Source organism: Pseudomonas sp. FG98 (assembly GCF_057808595.1).
The window spans coordinates 15,070-30,201 of sequence record NZ_JBMDIJ010000075.1; the positions used below are offsets into that span (position 1 = coordinate 15,070).

The 15,132-nt window shown below is 61.9% G+C and carries 17 protein-coding genes; 8 read left to right on the top strand and 9 right to left on the bottom strand.

The window, feature by feature from the left end:
* Window positions 1–273: 273 nt before the first annotated feature.
* The gene (locus tag ACODSK_RS26825; protein WP_489020299.1) at window positions 274–1,584 is read left to right on the top strand and encodes a solute carrier family 23 protein; all 1,311 of its coding nucleotides are present in this window, start codon (window positions 274–276) and stop codon (window positions 1,582–1,584) included.
* Between the two features lie 590 nt (window positions 1,585–2,174).
* Here the strand turns inward: ACODSK_RS26825 and rutF are convergent.
* From rutF to rutA, 5 genes are read right to left on the bottom strand one after another with little or no spacing between them, the layout of a single operon-like run.
* Window positions 2,175–2,696, bottom strand: a complete 522-nt coding sequence (gene rutF, locus ACODSK_RS26830; RefSeq protein ID WP_489020301.1) for an NADH-dependent FMN reductase RutF — start codon at window positions 2,694–2,696, stop codon at window positions 2,175–2,177.
* The gene (rutD, locus tag ACODSK_RS26835; protein ID WP_489020303.1) at window positions 2,680–3,483 is read right to left on the bottom strand and encodes a pyrimidine utilization protein D; all 804 of its coding nucleotides are present in this window, start codon (window positions 3,481–3,483) and stop codon (window positions 2,680–2,682) included. The genes rutF and rutD overlap by 17 nt, the downstream gene beginning before the upstream one ends.
* A gap of 28 nt (window positions 3,484–3,511) precedes the next feature.
* Window positions 3,512–3,895: a pyrimidine utilization protein C gene (rutC, locus tag ACODSK_RS26840; RefSeq protein WP_489020304.1), complete on the bottom strand. Its 384-nt coding sequence runs from the start codon at window positions 3,893–3,895 to the stop codon at window positions 3,512–3,514.
* Window positions 3,896–3,911: 16 nt separating this feature from the next.
* A complete protein-coding gene (rutB, locus tag ACODSK_RS26845) occupies window positions 3,912–4,634 on the bottom strand; it encodes a pyrimidine utilization protein B (RefSeq protein ID WP_489020306.1) in 723 nt (240 codons plus the stop codon).
* Window positions 4,634–5,713 carry a pyrimidine utilization protein A gene (rutA, locus tag ACODSK_RS26850; RefSeq protein WP_489020308.1) on the bottom strand — a complete coding sequence of 360 codons (1,080 nt, stop codon included), beginning with the start codon at window positions 5,711–5,713 and terminating at the stop codon, window positions 4,634–4,636. The genes rutB and rutA overlap by 1 nt, the downstream gene beginning before the upstream one ends.
* Before the next feature lie 260 nt (window positions 5,714–5,973).
* Here rutA and rutR point away from each other — a divergent pair, with 260 nt between their 5' ends.
* The 3 genes from rutR to ACODSK_RS26865 all read left to right on the top strand — a co-directional run bounded on the left by rutR (window position 5,974) and on the right by ACODSK_RS26865 (window position 7,643).
* Window positions 5,974–6,651: an HTH-type transcriptional regulator RutR gene (gene rutR / locus ACODSK_RS26855; RefSeq protein ID WP_489020310.1), complete on the top strand. Its 678-nt coding sequence runs from the start codon at window positions 5,974–5,976 to the stop codon at window positions 6,649–6,651.
* A 61-nt stretch (window positions 6,652–6,712) separates the two neighbouring features.
* A complete protein-coding gene (locus tag ACODSK_RS26860; protein ID WP_489020312.1) occupies window positions 6,713–7,141 on the top strand; it encodes a GTP pyrophosphokinase in 429 nt (142 codons plus the stop codon).
* Between the two features lie 46 nt (window positions 7,142–7,187).
* Window positions 7,188–7,643, top strand: coding sequence for a hypothetical protein (locus ACODSK_RS26865; RefSeq protein ID WP_489020314.1), 456 nt, complete (start codon window positions 7,188–7,190; stop codon window positions 7,641–7,643).
* Between the two features lie 277 nt (window positions 7,644–7,920).
* Here ACODSK_RS26865 and ACODSK_RS26870 read toward each other — a convergent pair whose 3' ends face one another.
* A complete protein-coding gene (locus ACODSK_RS26870; RefSeq protein WP_489020316.1) occupies window positions 7,921–8,217 on the bottom strand; it encodes a DUF3077 domain-containing protein in 297 nt (98 codons plus the stop codon).
* Between the two features lie 415 nt (window positions 8,218–8,632).
* Entirely contained in the window at window positions 8,633–9,025 is a 393-nt protein-coding gene (locus tag ACODSK_RS26875) for a RidA family protein (protein ID WP_489020318.1), read from the bottom strand.
* A 113-nt stretch (window positions 9,026–9,138) separates the two neighbouring features.
* Between ACODSK_RS26875 and ACODSK_RS26880 the strand changes: the two genes are divergently transcribed.
* Window positions 9,139–10,074, top strand: coding sequence for a LysR family transcriptional regulator (locus ACODSK_RS26880; protein ID WP_489020320.1), 936 nt, complete (start codon window positions 9,139–9,141; stop codon window positions 10,072–10,074).
* Between the two features lie 198 nt (window positions 10,075–10,272).
* Here ACODSK_RS26880 and ACODSK_RS26885 read toward each other — a convergent pair whose 3' ends face one another.
* Entirely contained in the window at window positions 10,273–11,268 is a 996-nt protein-coding gene (locus ACODSK_RS26885) for an alpha/beta fold hydrolase (RefSeq protein WP_489020332.1), read from the bottom strand.
* 213 nt (window positions 11,269–11,481) lie between these two features.
* Window positions 11,482–12,381, bottom strand: a complete 900-nt coding sequence (locus ACODSK_RS26890; protein ID WP_489020322.1) for a LysR family transcriptional regulator — start codon at window positions 12,379–12,381, stop codon at window positions 11,482–11,484.
* A gap of 130 nt (window positions 12,382–12,511) precedes the next feature.
* Between ACODSK_RS26890 and ACODSK_RS26895 the strand changes: the two genes are divergently transcribed.
* The 3 genes from ACODSK_RS26895 to ACODSK_RS26905 all read left to right on the top strand — a co-directional run bounded on the left by ACODSK_RS26895 (window position 12,512) and on the right by ACODSK_RS26905 (window position 15,046).
* Window positions 12,512–13,633, top strand: a complete 1,122-nt coding sequence (locus ACODSK_RS26895; RefSeq protein ID WP_489020324.1) for a muconate cycloisomerase family protein — start codon at window positions 12,512–12,514, stop codon at window positions 13,631–13,633.
* Between the two features lie 13 nt (window positions 13,634–13,646).
* A complete protein-coding gene (gene catC, locus ACODSK_RS26900; protein WP_489020326.1) occupies window positions 13,647–13,937 on the top strand; it encodes a muconolactone Delta-isomerase in 291 nt (96 codons plus the stop codon).
* A gap of 152 nt (window positions 13,938–14,089) precedes the next feature.
* Complete coding sequence (locus ACODSK_RS26905) at window positions 14,090–15,046, top strand: AraC family transcriptional regulator (protein ID WP_489020328.1); 957 nt, start codon at window positions 14,090–14,092, stop codon at window positions 15,044–15,046.
* The last annotated feature ends 86 nt before the right edge of the window (window positions 15,047–15,132 follow it).

Sequence of the window (15,132 nt, forward strand, 5' to 3'; positions counted from 1 at the left end):
GGATCGCTTCAGGCCTTGCCTGCCCCAAGCCGGGGCGGCAAGGGCTGATCGAACGATCTGATTTGGACCATTTGATCCGCTATTTGTCGGTCGCTTTTCTTATCTCGCTGATTCTTCGAAGAAAAATTCTTTGGCATGAACCGTGTATGAGCCCCGGCACCCCGGCGAAGAGCATCGCCGTGCTGCCGTCCCCCAGGACGAGCCCCAAAGCTCTAGGCGCCCAGAAGGCCTTGCAAAGCTGCTGCCCATACCCTTTATGAGACAGTGACCGCGATGAAGAATATTTTTGAGTGGAGTGTAAAGGCGGACCAGACGGGCGTGATCGCCCCCCATGAGCGACTGCCGTGGCTGCAGACCCTGATCATGGGCATGCAGCACGTGTTCGCCATGTTCGGCGCGACCATGCTCGCGCCCATGTTGATGGGCTTCGACCCCAATGTCGCGGTGCTGATGAGCGGGGTTGGCACGCTGATCTTCTTCGTCATCACCCGGGGCAAGGTGCCCAGCTATCTTGGCTCCAGCTTCGCCTTCGTCGGTGTGGTGGCGGCGGTGACCGGCTACGTCGGCTCCGGGCCCAATCCGCAGATCGAAATCGCCCTGGGCGGCATCATCGTCTGCGGCCTGGTCTATGTCCTGGTCGGGCTGCTGGTGCAGTCCATCGGTTATGCCTGGATCGAGAAACTGACCCCGCCGGTGGTCACCGGCACGGTGGTGGCGGTGATCGGCCTCAACCTGGCGGCGATCCCGGTGAAGACCATGGCGGCGAACAGCTTCGAGGTCTGGGTGCAGTTGATCACCTTCACCTGTGTGGTGTGCATCGCGGTGTTCACCTCCGGGCTGCTGCAACGGATGCTTTTGCTGACCGGCCTGCTGGTGGCGACGGCGATCTACTTCGTCCTCACCAATGGCCTGGGCCTGGGCACGCCGATGGACTTCAGCAAGGTCGCTGACGCGGCCTGGTTCGGCCTGCCGACCTTCCACACCCCGGTGTTCACCCCGGGCGCGGCGCTGCTGATCGCGCCGGTGGTGATCATCCTGCTGGCCGAGAACATCGGTCACCTCAAGGCCATTTCCTCGATCAGCAAGCAGAGCATGGAGCCGTACTTCGGCCGCGCCTTTATCGGTGATGGGGTCGCGACCATGGTCAGTGCGGGCGTCGGCGGCACCGGCGTGACCACCTATGCCGAGAATATCGGGGTGATGGCCGCGACCCGGGTGTACTCCACGGCGCTGTTCGTGGTGGCCGGTTTCGTGGCGATCCTGCTCGGGTTGTCGCCCAAGTTCGGTGCCCTGGTGCATGCGATCCCCACGCCGGTGATGGGCGGTGTGTCGATCGTGGTGTTCGGGCTGATTGCCGTGGCCGGGACCAAGATCTGGGTCGAGAACAAGGTCGACTTCAGCGACAACCGCAACCTGCTGATCGCTGCGGTACCGCTGGTGCTGGGCACCGGGGACTTCACCTTGCACTTCGGCAGTTTCGCCCTCAATGGCCTGGGCAGCGCGACCTTTGCCGCGCTGATCCTCAATGTGCTGTTGAACCTGAAGCGGCGTCCGGCGACGGCGCTGCAGCCTGCGGCGGAGTAAGCGGATTGCGGATATGAAGAAGGGAGGCCTGGGCCTCCCTTCTGTGATGGCAGACAAGTAGATTGATGTTGTGACTGCTGGCCTCATCGCCGGCAATGCCGGCTCCCACAGGGTTCTGGGCCAGCCACAATATATGTGCTCGACGCGGTTCAGGCAGGAGCTGCTTTAGCTGCGATGGACCGCGTCAGCGGTCCCGAAACCATCCCGCACGAGCCTCTGATCAAGCCCCATCATGGATTCACAGTGCCCGGCCTGCCGCGTTTCTTCAGACTCACTGCATAGACAGGATTTGGGACCGCTGCGCGGTCCATCGCAGCTAAAGCAGCTCCTACCGGGACCGCGTCGACCTTTGCTTGAGATGTGTAGATAACCCATGCAGCGATGAGGCCGGGGAGAACAACACTGACCCGCAAGATTGATGGTGAAGCTGATGGCCTCATCGCCGGCAATGCCGGCTCCCACAGGGTTCTGGGCCAGCCATAGCATCTGTGCTCGACGCGGTCTCAGTGGGAGCTGGCGTTGCCAGCGATGAGGCCTGCAAAAACAACACAGACCAGCAAGATCGATGTCAAGGCTGTTGGCCTCATCAATCAGTTATGCGCTGAACCAATGGCCAGCGCGTGATAGCGCCGGTCGAAGTACACCAGCACATCCGCCTCGGCCTGCTGCACCACCTCCAGCACTTCGCAGAACAGGATGTCGTGGGTGCCGACACTGACCGAGCTGGTCACCTTGCAGTCGAAGGACACCTTGGCCTGGTCCAGCAGCGGCGCGCCGGATACCCCGGTGCTCCAGCTCCCGGCAAGAAAGCGTTCGGCCTGTGGCGTCTTGCCGCCGAAGGCCGTCGACAACGCTTCCTGGCCATTGCCCAGGGTGTTCACGCACACCGCGCCGTTGCCCTTGAAGGCCTCGTATACCGAGGCGTTGCGATTGACGCAGACCAGCAGGGTAGGCGGGCTGTCGGTGACGCTGCACACCGCCGTCGCGGTGAACCCGGCCTTGCCGTGGGCGCCATCGGTGGTGATCACGTTGACCGCGGCGGCGAGGTTGGCCATGGCGTCGCGGAAGGTCTTGCGGTCGAGGGTGGTCGCGACTTCAGATAACAGGTTCATCGTGGTGCTCCTGTGAATGCATGAAGAAATCAAGGGTCAGCCGGTGGAAGGGCTCGGGGTCGCTGATGCTGGAGGCATGCCCGCCGTAGTCGAGCAGTTCGAAGCGGGCATTGCGCAAGCCTGCAGCCAGGCGTTGCGATTGCTGCCAGGGCACCAGCATGTCGTCGCGATTGGCGATGACCAGAGTGGGCGTGTCGATCTGGCCCAGTCGCGCACTGATATCGAAGGTTTCCAGCGCATGGATGCGCCGCAGCAGGTTGTCCCGGGTGGGGAAGCACGCCAGCGCGGCCGACTCCATGGACGCCAGTCGCTCGCTGTTCGCGGCAATCCAGTCCGCCGGGTAGAGGAAGATCGCCTGGGCGTGCTGGTAGGCCGCCGGCCCGCTGTTTTCCAGGAGCTGCTTGCGGATGGCGAAGCAGCGCAGGGAGTGCGGGTTGGGCCGGTCCCAGGCGTTGACCAGGGTCAGGCTGCCGAGCAAGCGAGGCGCAAGCAGGGCCAGTTCCAGGCCGATCAGGCCGCCCAGGGCATGGCCCATGAACTGGGAGCGCTCGATACCCAGTTCGTCCAGCAGCGCCAGCAGTTCTTTGGCCATATCGGCAATGCTGTAGCCCTCGGCCAGCTCGGCCGGGCTTTTGCCCGTGCCTGCCTGGTCGTAGGTCAGCACGCGGAAATGCTCGCCGAGCACGGCAATGTCGCTGGCAAAGAAACTGCCCACGCCACCCAGGCCGGCGCTAAGCACCAGCGTGGGAGCATCGGCCTCCTGTCGCCCATGGAATTGGTAGTGCATAAGGAACTCCCGATTCTGTGGCGCGGCCTCAGGCCAGGTGGGCGATGCTGGCGATCTCGATCAGCGCCTCGGGTTTGACCAGGCCGGCCTGGATGCAATAGCGCGCCGGTTTTTCCCCGGGGAAGTACTCGGCGTACACCGCATTGATCAGCGGGTAGTCGGCCCAGTCCTTGAGCATGATCATGTTGAAGGTCACGTCGTCCATGCTGCCGCCGGCGGTCTCGATGACCCGGCGGATGGTCTCCAGGACATGGCGGGTCTGGGCGGTGGCGTCGCCCGGATGGACCACGTTGTTGTGTTCGTCGAAGGGCAGGGTGCCGGAGACGTAGACGATGTTGTCGGCCTTGGTCGCCGGGACGAAAGGCGCGATTGGCGTCGGGGTGTTCGCGGGTACGATGCACTGCTTTGGCATGGGGGTGATCCTCTGGTTATCGGGTTTGGGCAAGGGCGTTACGGAAGGCGTCGACTGACGAGACCCAGCCGAAGAAGGTCTGGATGTTGTACAGCGCTGCCTCCTGGGCAAATGCCGGGCCGGCCTGGTGGGTGGCATCGGCGAGGACGACGCCGAAGTACTCAAGGTGGAAACCGTCGCGCAGGGTCGACTCGACGCAGACGTTGGTGGCGATCCCGGTGAACACCAGGTTGCGGATGCCGCGGCTGCGCAGGGTGCTGTCGAACACCGAGTTGAAGAAGCCGCTGTAGCGGGTCTTGGCCACGACGATATCGCCGTCCTGCGGGGTCAATGCCTCGACCAGGGCATAGTCCCAGCCTCCCTTGGCCAGCAACTTGCCGCTGAGTTCGGGCTGGCGGCGCATGGTCTTCAGTGCATTGGACTTGTGCCAGTTGGGTGAGCCGGGGCCGCCGGCTTCCACGTAGCCGGCATCCCAGCCGTTCTGGAAGAAGATCACCTGGATGCCGGCCTGCCGTGCGCTGGCGATCGCTTCGGCAATCGCGGCGATTACCGGTTCGGTCTGCGACACGTCGAAGCCGGCCAGGTCGAGGTAGCCGCCCTTGCTGGCGTAGGCGTTCTGCATGTCCACCACGATCAACGCGGTCTCGCTGGGGCGCAGGCGCAGGGCTTCCGGCTGTGCGGCGAGGACGAAGGACGGCTCGCTGCTGGTGTCCGGGTTGAAAGCGCAGACTTCGCTCATCACGCTACCTCCGCGACATCGATGTGCTGGCGGCTGCGCATCAGTGGCTGGATGCGCGTGCCGAAGTCCTCGATGCCCTGCACGAAATCGTCGAAGGTCAACATCACCCCTTGCACGCCCGGCACGCCGGCCACCTCGTCGAGCATCCTGGCGACGTTCTGGTACGAGCCGACCAGGGTGCCCATATTGATGTTCACCGCCGAGGTCGGATTGGCCATCTGCCGCAGGTTGGAATCGCTGCCCTTGTCGGCGGCGCCTTTCTCGCCCAGCCAGGCGATCGCTTCCTCGTCGGCGCCGGCCTTGATGTGTTCCCAGCGGGCCATGGCGGCTTCGTCGCTGTCGGCGGCGATGATCATGAACAGCACGCAGGCGGTTACCGTGCGCCCGGTCTTCTCGCAGGCGCTGACCAGCGCCTCGGCGGTCGGGGCGAAGGCGGTGGGGGTGTTGATGCCTTTGCCGAAGCAGAAGTTGTAGTCGGCGTACTGCGCCGAGAAGGCCATCCCGGCTTCGCTCTGGCCGGCGCAGATCAATTTCATGTCCGCTTGCGGGCGCGGGCTGACGCGGCAGTCGTTCATGCTGAAGTGCTCGCCCTTGAAGTCGCTGGTGCCGTTGGCCCACAGCTCGCGCAGCACCTGGGCGTACTCGGCCAGGTACTGGTAGCGGGTGCGGAAGAAATCATCGCCGGGCCACAGGCCCATCTGCTCGTACTCGGGTTTCTGCCAGCCGGTCACCAGGTTGACGCCAAAGCGGCCGTTGGAGATCGAATCGATGGTCGAGGCCATGCGCGCGATGATCGCCGGCGGGATGGTCAGGGTGGCGACCGTGGCGAACAGCTGGATGCGGCTGGTCACGGCGGCCATGCCGGCCATCAGGGTGAAAGACTCCAGGTTGTGTTCCCAGAACTCGGTTTTACCGCCGAAGCCGCGCAGCTTGATCATCGACAGGGCGAAGTCGAAACCGTAGTGCTCGGCGCGCTGGACGATCCGTCGATTCAGGTCGAAGGTCGGCAGGTACTGCGGCGCGTTCTCGGAAAGCAGCCAGCCGTTGTTGCCGATCGGGGTGAAGATTCCAATGTCCATCGGTCGAGCCTCGCATCGTGAGTGGAGTGACCCTGCGGCGGCAGGGAACGATGGGGCTTCAGCAAGCAATGGGCCATTTCTGGAAAAGTGTTTTTTATCAGTTGGTTAGGATGATTCATGGGAAAATTACAGACCATTTGGTCCGAAACAGAGCGCTTGGATGGTGCGCGTCTGTTCCAAGCTGGGGCGTAACGCGGTATCTGTCCTACCTGTGCCTGCTCCTTTAGACTACGGGCTCCTTTGCACTGTGGAATGCCAGCGTGATTGCAAGAACCAAAGGTACGGCGCAGACGGCTGCCAAGGGCCAACCGACCGCCGCGCAGAAGCGCCGCGAACGCCAGGTCGAGGGCAAGCGGACGGTCATTCTCGAAGCTGCGCTGAAGCTGTTCGCCCAGTTCGGCGTGCACGGCGCCAGCCTCGACCAGATCGCCGTGCTGGCCGATGTCTCGAAGACCAACCTGCTCTACTACTTCAGCAACAAGGACGAGCTGTACAAGGCGGTGCTGCAGCGCATCCTCGACGTCTGGGTCGACCCGCTGGAGCACTTCACGGTGGACAAGTCGCCGGAGCAGGCGATCAGCGAATACGTGCGGGCCAAGCTCGAAGTCTCCCGCGACCACAGCAGCGAATCGAAACTGTTCTGCATGGAAGTGATGCAGGGCGCGCCGTTGATGCTCGGCGAATTGCAGCATCCGCTGCGGGACAAGGTCGAGTTGAAGGTGAAGGTCATCGAGACCTGGATCGAGCGGGGGGAACTGTCAGCGGTCGACCCGCATCACCTGATATTCACCATCTGGGCCACCACCCAGCATTACGCCGATTTCGGCACCCAGATCGAAGCCCTGACCGGCAAGTCGCTGGCGGATCCGGCGTACTTCGAGCAGACCTGCAGGAGTATCTGCGACTTGTTGCTGCGTGGGATTGTGCCGCGCAGTTGAGTGTTGCAGGTCGCCCCAGCAAGGATTCTTGAAAAGGGACTGAATGAGAGAGGAGCGCGCGATGGGGGATATCTGCAAGGCAATAGCATTGGCATGCGAAGCGCACGCAGGACAGTTGGACAAGGCTGGGCAGCCGTACATATATCACCCGTTGAGACTGATGATGAGGCTTCAGGGCGAAGAGGAGCGAATCGTCAGCGTCTTGCATGATGTTGTGGAGGACAGTGATGTTTCTTTTGAGGACCTCAGGCAGTTTGGTTTTTCCGATCGTGTTATAGATGCGGTGGAGTGTTTGACGAAGAGAGTGGGTGAACCTTATGAGGAATTCATTACGCGGCTATCGTCGAATGAACTGGCCAGAAAGGTGAAGATAGAAGATGTTAAGGATAATCTGGATGTTACAAGGCTGGGAAGCCTGCGCGATCAAGACCTTGCTCGGATTGCGAAGTACCATAAGGCATTGCAGTATTTGTTAAAAAAATCGGGGTAGGGTGTGTTTCAGGCGTTTGGATTTTTGTTTTGGCCGGGAGTAATCGATGAAGGCTGCTGCAAATATCTCGCTGTATGAAATGGCCAAGCGCTTTCGCTCGGAGTCCTTGTCCTTGCACGACTTTCAATCTTGGTTAGGAGCATCCACTTCTTCTGAAGTTTCCGCAATTTCTCCTGGGGTGCTGCTGAGGTTGAAAAGCGGAGGGGTTGAAAGAGTCATGTTGGCTGTGGCAAAAATTTTGCCAGCATGCGCAATCTGTGAAGGGATATCGGAAGAAAGGGTTTTTCAGGATTTGGCTGAGCACAGGCAGTGCAGCGATAGACTCGGATCGGTACTGGCATTGGAAAAAATGGTACGTATTCCGCGCCCTGAATGGGTAACCGACGAAATTACTTTTCAGTATGGTATAGACGGATACTACCAATGCTTGAGTTGTGATACCCGGTGGATGTTGATTGAGCCTGAAAGAGGTCGTTATGGGGAGTGGCTAAGAATTTCATAAGGGGGTAGAAGCGAAAAGGGAACAGCGAAAAGGAATTGATTTGAATGGCACTTACTTAAGCGTTAACAATTTGATTTAAAAGAAAAACCAAGAAAGGGCTGGCCTGGATCCACGGTGATAGTTGCGAACACACGCACCAGTAGAGCCAAGGACGCAGCCCGGAATGGATCGAGCGAAAAAGGGTACTGCTCAAAACAGAACCTCCCCTTTCCAATCTCATACCTCGCTGACCAGCTACTGGATGCCAGTCAGAAGGAGCACATACGTGGCTCGGGTATCAGCCGCCACCCCTCTGTTGAGCCAACCCACTCAATAGTGACTCCACCAGCGCCTGTGAAATCTCCAGCGAATGATAGGTCGCCCATGCCAAGCCGCCGAGGGACCGCTCGGCCTGCTCGCAGACCTGGGTGTTGGTTTCAAAAGCCGATTTCAGGGTCATGGACAGATGCACCAGCGCATCTTCGATATCGACGCCATCACAGACGGCGAACAGCGGTTTGTGGCTGTTGTTGCAGGCGCTGAACTGGGTGTGGACGGTAGTAAGGCGAGGGGGATCTGGAACGATCTTTTTCATCTGGCGTCTCCTAGGAAATGAATTCCGCCACTGATCGCTACCAAACGAATAGGTGGCGGCTGTACACGGGTTGGTAGACCGGTCCTAGGTATCCCGGCGCGCCCTCGCGGGCACCCCATGCACAGCCACCATTGATCAGTACGACAGCAACCAGAGGTCATCTGCCGAACCGAATGGAGCGCTTGCAACCATAGGAAACGGGCTACCACACCCGGCCGCCAAACCACAGCGACCGGCGAAGACTAGGACCCGATTTCCAAGAGCGCAACGACTGAACAGGCGGAAAAGTATGCTTGGGAAATTGCCTACATAAAAGTCGGATCTCAGTGAAGCGTTGTAGGCCAATACAGCATCAGCAGTACGCGTTTTACGCCACCGTCGTAGGGCAAGAAGACCGAGCAGGTGGTGATCAGGGTCAGCCAGGCAGCTTCGCCACCACCTTGATCTCGACCTGGAACCCGTACAACCAAGTCACGCCCACGGCGGTCAGCGACGGGAAGGGCGCTTCGCCCCAATACTCCGGCACCACCTCCCACACCTCCTCGAAGATCCGCTGCGGATCGACCATGAACACAGTGACGTCCTGAACATCGTCGAAACTGCACCCCGCCGCTGCCAGCACCGCATTCAGATTATCGAAGGCACGACGCACCTGGGCCTTGAGCTCCGGCTCCGGCGAGCCGTCCTCGCGGCTGCCGACCTGGCCGGACACGAACAACAAGCCATTGGCGCGTACCGCCGCCGAGTAGCGGTTGCGCTCATACAGGGCCTGGCGGCCGGCCGGAAATACCACATCACGCTGATTCATCGCTAACTCCAACTGTGCAAGAAACCCGACCAAGGTAAGGCCCTTGTCCGGCCCCGATAAACAGGCAATGCTGGCCAGCACTGTTTGCAGATTCCAAACAATCCGGAGCCCCGATGGACCGTTTCGATGCGATGCAGGCCTTCGCCCGCGTGGTGGAAACCGGCAGTTTCACCCGTGCCGCCAGCACCCTGCACATGAGCAAGACCACGGTCAGCCAACTGGTCCAGCAACTGGAGGCGCGGCTGCGGGTCAAGCTGCTCAACCGCACCACGCGCAAGGTGGCGGTGACCGCCGATGGTGCCGCCTACTACGAGCGCGTTCAGGCATTGCTGGCGGCGCTGGAGGATGCCGACACCGCGCTTTCCAGCGCCGCCGTTGCGCCGCGCGGGCGCTTGCGGGTGGATGTGCCCAGTCCGTTCGCCCGCTTGCTGCTGATCCCGGCGTTGCCCGGGTTTCATGAGCGTTACCCGGATATCCAGCTGGACCTGGGCGTCAGCGACCGGCATGTGAGCCTGCTGGACGAGAGCGTCGATTGCGTGATCCGCGGCGGCGAAATCACCGATACCTCGCTGGTGGCCCGGCATATCGCCGACCTGCCGCTGGAGGTGTACGCCGCGCCCGCTTACCTGGCTGCCCATGGCACCCCGAAGCATCCTGCACAGCTGCAGGCCGGCGAGCACCGGGTGGTCGGCTATCGCGGCGCGCGCAAGGGGCAGACGCTGGTGTTCAGTCTGCAACGGGACGGCGAATCCTTGCAGGTCCAGGGGCGTTCGAGCCTGGTGGTGGACGACGGCAATGCCTACCTGGCGGCGGGGTTGGCGGGGTTGGGTGTGTTGTGGCTGCCGCGCTACATGGCGCTACAGGCGCTGGCCAGTGGTGAACTGCTTAGGCTGTTCGCGGACTGGGAGATTGCGCCGATGCCGTTGTATATCGCCTACACACCGAACCGGCATGTCAGCGGCAAGTTGCGGGTGTTCATGGAGTGGGTGGTGGAGGTGGTGTTGCGGCATGAGGGGGTGCTGGATCCTGGTGTTCGACAGGGGCGGTGATGTTGTCTTGCCGGGCCTCATCGCTGGCAACAGCTGCTGATTTCACAACTACGGAAAGCGGAAAAGGGATCGATTTATTCTCGCGATGGAAATAAATTTGTCCCGTTTCAGCAGTCCCGTTTCAGCACTATTGGTTTAGTCGCACCAGCGAAATGACCGGGCAGGGCGATTGTTTATCCTGCGCCAGCCATTAACCCATCACTTCGCCAGCCACTCCGTCAGTGCCTGGTTGAACCTGTCCGGCTCCTCCATCTGCGGTGCATGCCCAAGCTTCGGGAACTCGATCAGGTCTGCCCCGGGTATCGCCTTTTGCGCGGCTCTTCCCAACTGGGGGTATTTGCCGATCTTCGCCTTGACCTCCGCCGGTGCGATATCGCTGCCGATCGCGGTGGTATCGGTCTGGCCGATCATCAGCAGGGTAGGGACCTGGAGTTTCGGGAACTCATACACCACCGGCTGGGTGAAGATCATGTCGTAGATGAGTGCCGAGTTCCACGCGACTGCCTGGCGCCCGGGACCGGCATTCAGTCCTGCCAGCATATCGACCCATTTGTCGTACTCCGGCTTCCAGCGACCGTCGTAATAGGTCTTCTGTTCGTAGGCCTTGATGCCTTCTGCCGTCACCTTCAACTCACGCTCGAACCATTGATCGACCGTCCGGTACGGCACCCCCATGGCCTTCCAGTCTTCGAGACCGATCGGGTTGACCAGGACCAGTCTTGAGGTGTCGGCGGGGTACATCAGGGCGTAGCGGGTTGCCAGCATGCCGCCGGTCGAGTGGCCGACGATGCTGGCCTTGTCGACGCCCAGGTGCTTCAGAAGCGTGTGGGTGTTGTCGGCCAATTGCTGGAAGCTGTACTGGTAGCTGTCGGGTTTGCTCGAAGAGCAGAAGCCGATCTGATCGGGCGCGATCACCCGGTAACCGGCCGCGCTCAAGCCCTTGATCGTGTCCTCCCAGGTTGCCGCGCAGAAGTTCTTGCCGTGCAGCAGCACTACCGTGCCAGCCGCTGATTCAGGCTTTTGCGCGGGAACATCCAGATAGCCCATTTGCAGGTCCTTGCCCTGCGAGGTGAAGTTCAGGTGCTTCAGCGGATAGGGGTAGGCAAAACCCTCCAGTTGCGGGCCATAGACGTTGGCTGCGCTCGCCTGCTGCAGGCCGCAGCCCAGCAAACCCGCAAGGAGTGCAGCTTGCATTGTGCTTTTCATGAGTCTTGCTTCCTGTTTTCCGAGGGTGGCGACCACTCGGCATCGCCGGGATTAACGGGGCATTAACAGGTCTGGAGATGGCTCGGCCTTTTACGCATGGGTATCTACACATTTTTTGTGCCTGGCCTGGATCATAGGGCTGGCCCTGAACCCTGTGGGAGCCGGCGTTGCCGGCGATGAGGCCATCAGCATCAACAACGGTTATTGATTTCCCACCTGAGGATCCAGTCCCGCCAGCAACGCCTCGATCAACCCCAGACACCGCAACAACACCACCCCCGCCTCATCCTTGCGCCGACTGAGAATGATCGGACTCACCGCATCCCGATCGCTCACCCCGGTGTATTCCAGATCCGCGCGATGCTGCTGGCGTACCGACGCCGGCGCCAGCGTCACGCCAAGACCCGCCGCCACCAGCCCCAGCGCCGTCTGCAATTCATTGCTCCACTGCCCGACCTTGACGCTCAAGCCATGGTGGGCGAACAGCGCCAGCACATGGTCGGCATAGCTTGGCCGTGGCGTGGCCGGGTACAGCACGAACGGCTCCTTGGCCAGTTGCGCCAGGCTTGGCGTGCTCCCGCACAACGCATGCCCCCGTGGCAGCACCGCCACCAGCGGATCCTCGTACAGCACCCGCTGCTCGATGGCCGGATCGTCGATGCGGATGCGCCCGAAACCGATATCGATCCTCCCGGCCTTGAGCGCTTCGACCTGCTGCACCGTGGTCATTTCGATCAGGTCCAGTTGCAGTTCGGCGTCGCTGCGCAGCTCGCGGGTCAGTTCCGGCAACAGCCCATACAGCGTCGACGGTGCGAAACCGATGCCCAGCCAGTGACGCTGACCCTGGCCGATGCGCCGGGTGGCGGCGCCGATCTGTTCCAGTTGCTGGAGCAGGGTGCCGCTCTGCTCGTAGAAGTAGCGCCCGGCCTCGGTCAGGCGCAGCGGCCGCCCGCGCTCCACCAGCACGGTGCCGAGTTCTTCCTCCAACTGGGCGATCTGCCGGCTCAGCGGCGGTTGGGCCATGTGCAGGCGTTCGGCGGCGCGGGTGAAGTTCAGGGTTTCGGCGAGCGCCTTGAAGTAACGCAGGTGGCGAAGCTCCATCAGACTTCCTGGGTATGGTGGCAGAGGTATTCGATATTGGATTGCCAGCCGCCAACAGGCAATCCTTTGCCCAACCAATGAACAACAACGGTGGCGCAGGGGCGCCGCCGGCCACAAGGTACCCAGGCCAATGAGCAATGCAGTGATCGAACAGGTACAGGCGATCATCGTCGACCTGCCCACCATCCGCCCGCACAAGCTGGCGATGCATACCATGCAGCAGCAGACCCTGGTGATCCTGCGCCTGCGTTGCAGCGACGGCGTCGAGGGCATCGGCGAAGCCACCACCATCGGCGGCCTGTCCTACGGCTACGAGAGCCCGGAAAGCATCAAGGCCAATATCGACCAGCACCTGGCTCCGGCACTGCTGGGCATGGCCGCAGACAATATCAACGCCGCCATGCTCAAGCTGGAAAAGGTCGCCAAGGGCAACACCTTCGCCAAGTCCGGCCTGGAAAGCGCCTTGCTCGACGCCCAGGGCAAGCGCCTCGGCCTGCCGGTCAGCGAACTGCTCGGCGGGCGCGTGCGCGACAGCCTGGAAGTGGCCTGGACCCTGGCCAGCGGCGACACCGCCCGGGATATCGCCGAAGCCGAGCAGATGCTGGAGATCCGCCGCCATCGCATCTTCAAGCTGAAGATCGGCGCCAACCCGCTGGAGCAGGACCTCAAGCACGTGGTGGCGATCAAGAAGGCCCTCGGCGATTACGCCAGCGTGCGCGTCGACGTCAACCAGTACTGGGACGAGTCCCAGGCCATCCGCGGTTGCCAGGTGCTGGGCGACAACGGTATCGACCTGATCGAACAGCCGATCTCCCGGGTCAACCGCTCCGGCCAGGTGCGCCTGAACCAGCGCAGCCCGGCGCCGATCATGGCCGACGAATCCATCGAAAGCGTCGAGGACGCCTTCAGTCTCGCCGCCGACGGCGCCGCCAGCATCTTTGCCCTGAAGATCGCCAAGAACGGTGGCCCGCGTGCCGTGCTGCGCACCGCCCAGATCGCCGAAGCGGCGGGTATCGCCCTGTATGGCGGAACCATGCTCGAAGGCGCGGTCGGCACCCTGGCTTCGGCCCACGCCTTCCTGACCCTGCGCCAGCTGACCTGGGGCACCGAGCTGTTCGGGCCGCTGCTGCTGACCGAGGAAATCGTCCGCGAGGCCCCGGTGTACCGCGATTTCCAGCTGCATGTACCGCGTACCCCCGGCCTTGGCCTGACCCTCGACGAGGCGCAACTGTCGCGCTTCGCCCGCCGCTAAAAAGGAGATTCCCATGCTGTTCCACGTGAAGATGACGGTGAAACTGCCGGTCGACATGGACCCGGCCAAGGCCACGCAACTCAAGGCCGACGAAAAGGAGCTGGCCCAGCGCCTGCAGCGCGAGGGCAGCTGGCGCCACCTCTGGCGCATCGCCGGGCACTACGCCAACTACAGCGTGTTCGACCTGCCCAGCGTCGAGGCGCTGCACGACACCCTGATGCAGTTGCCGCTGTTCCCCTACATGGAGATCGAGATCGACGGCCTGTGCCGCCACCCCTCGTCGATCCATGCTGACGACCGTTGATCCGATGAACTCCGGCAAGGTTGGCACCCGCACCCCGGGACTGTTTGTCGCCGGCGAATTGTGTCAATCCTTGCCTTTGCGTACTGTGACCCGTAGAGCGCCCGCCACAGGAGCGCCACGACCATAACTATAAAAAACCGAGTGCCTTGCCGATGGATAGCCGCCTGCTGAGTGACCGCAGTAGCGTGTTTCGACATGCCGACCCCTATGCCGTGTCCGACTACGTCAACCGACACGTCGGCCAGCATTGCATAGGCCTTTCCCGCACCACCCACCCCTTGGCCAGCCTCAACCACCGCAAGTTCGCCGACCTCGACCTGTGCCGCATCAGCTATGGCGGCAGCGTGCGCGTCACCTCGCCGGCGCTGGAGACCATCTACCACCTGCAAGTGCTGCTCAGCGGCAACTGCCTGTGGCGCGGCCACCAGCGCGAGCATCACCTAGTGCCTGGCGAACTGCTGCTGATCAACCCCGACGACCCGGTGGACCTGACCTACTCGGAAGACTGCGAGAAATTCATCCTCAAGGTGCCGGTCAAGGTCCTCGAAGCGGTGTGCGACGAGCACCGCTGGCAGCGTCCGGACAGCGGCGTGCGCTTTCTCCGTAACCACTACCGCCTGGACGAACTGGAAGGCTTCGCCAGCCTGCTGGCCATGGTCTGCCAGGAAGCCGAGGCCAGCGATCCGCTGCTGCGGGTGCAGAGTCACTACAGCCAGATCGTCGGCAGCAAGCTGCTGTCGCTGCTGACCACCAATATCCGCCGCGAAAGCCTGGACGCCTCGTCTGCCAGCTTCGAGCGGATCCTCGACTACATCGAGCGCAACCTCAAGCAGGAACTGTCCAGCGAGCACCTGGCCGAACAGGCGCGGATGAGCGTGCGTTCGCTATATGCGTTGTTCGAGCGTCAGTTGGGCATCACGCCCAAGCAGTACATCCGCCAGCGCAAGCTGGAATGCATCCACGCCTGCCTGAGTGACCCGGACTGCCTGGTGCGCAGCCTTACCGAGCTGGCCCTGGACTACGGTTTCCTGCACCTGGGACGCTTCTCCGAAAGCTATCGCCGGCAATTCGGCGAACTGCCTTCCGACACCCTCAAGCGCCGGGCCTGAAACGAGAGGGTAACCATTGCCCGGTGGTGGATTGCCAGCGATGAGGCCGGCAAGCACACCTGACCAGCAAGATCGATGTCGAGGCT

Bases quoted from the DNA above. Each gene is read 5' to 3' on its own strand.
- ACODSK_RS26825 (WP_489020299.1), top strand. From the start codon at position 274: ATGAAGAATATTTTTGAGTGGAGTGTAAAGGCGGACCAGACGGGCGTG.
- rutF (WP_489020301.1), bottom strand. From the start codon at position 2,696: ATGAACCTGTTATCTGAAGTCGCGACCACCCTCGACCGCAAGACCTTC.
- rutD (WP_489020303.1), bottom strand. From the start codon at position 3,483: ATGCACTACCAATTCCATGGGCGACAGGAGGCCGATGCTCCCACGCTG.
- rutC (WP_489020304.1), bottom strand. From the start codon at position 3,895: ATGCCAAAGCAGTGCATCGTACCCGCGAACACCCCGACGCCAATCGCG.
- rutB (WP_489020306.1), bottom strand. From the start codon at position 4,634: ATGAGCGAAGTCTGCGCTTTCAACCCGGACACCAGCAGCGAGCCGTCC.
- rutA (WP_489020308.1), bottom strand. From the start codon at position 5,713: ATGGACATTGGAATCTTCACCCCGATCGGCAACAACGGCTGGCTGCTT.
- ACODSK_RS26860 (WP_489020312.1), top strand. From the start codon at position 6,713: ATGGGGGATATCTGCAAGGCAATAGCATTGGCATGCGAAGCGCACGCA.
- ACODSK_RS26865 (WP_489020314.1), top strand. From the start codon at position 7,188: ATGAAGGCTGCTGCAAATATCTCGCTGTATGAAATGGCCAAGCGCTTT.
- ACODSK_RS26870 (WP_489020316.1), bottom strand. From the start codon at position 8,217: ATGAAAAAGATCGTTCCAGATCCCCCTCGCCTTACTACCGTCCACACC.
- ACODSK_RS26875 (WP_489020318.1), bottom strand. From the start codon at position 9,025: ATGAATCAGCGTGATGTGGTATTTCCGGCCGGCCGCCAGGCCCTGTAT.
- ACODSK_RS26880 (WP_489020320.1), top strand. From the start codon at position 9,139: ATGGACCGTTTCGATGCGATGCAGGCCTTCGCCCGCGTGGTGGAAACC.
- ACODSK_RS26885 (WP_489020332.1), bottom strand. From the start codon at position 11,268: ATGCAAGCTGCACTCCTTGCGGGTTTGCTGGGCTGCGGCCTGCAGCAG.
- ACODSK_RS26890 (WP_489020322.1), bottom strand. From the start codon at position 12,381: ATGGAGCTTCGCCACCTGCGTTACTTCAAGGCGCTCGCCGAAACCCTG.
- ACODSK_RS26895 (WP_489020324.1), top strand. From the start codon at position 12,512: ATGAGCAATGCAGTGATCGAACAGGTACAGGCGATCATCGTCGACCTG.
- catC (WP_489020326.1), top strand. From the start codon at position 13,647: ATGCTGTTCCACGTGAAGATGACGGTGAAACTGCCGGTCGACATGGAC.
- ACODSK_RS26905 (WP_489020328.1), top strand. From the start codon at position 14,090: ATGGATAGCCGCCTGCTGAGTGACCGCAGTAGCGTGTTTCGACATGCC.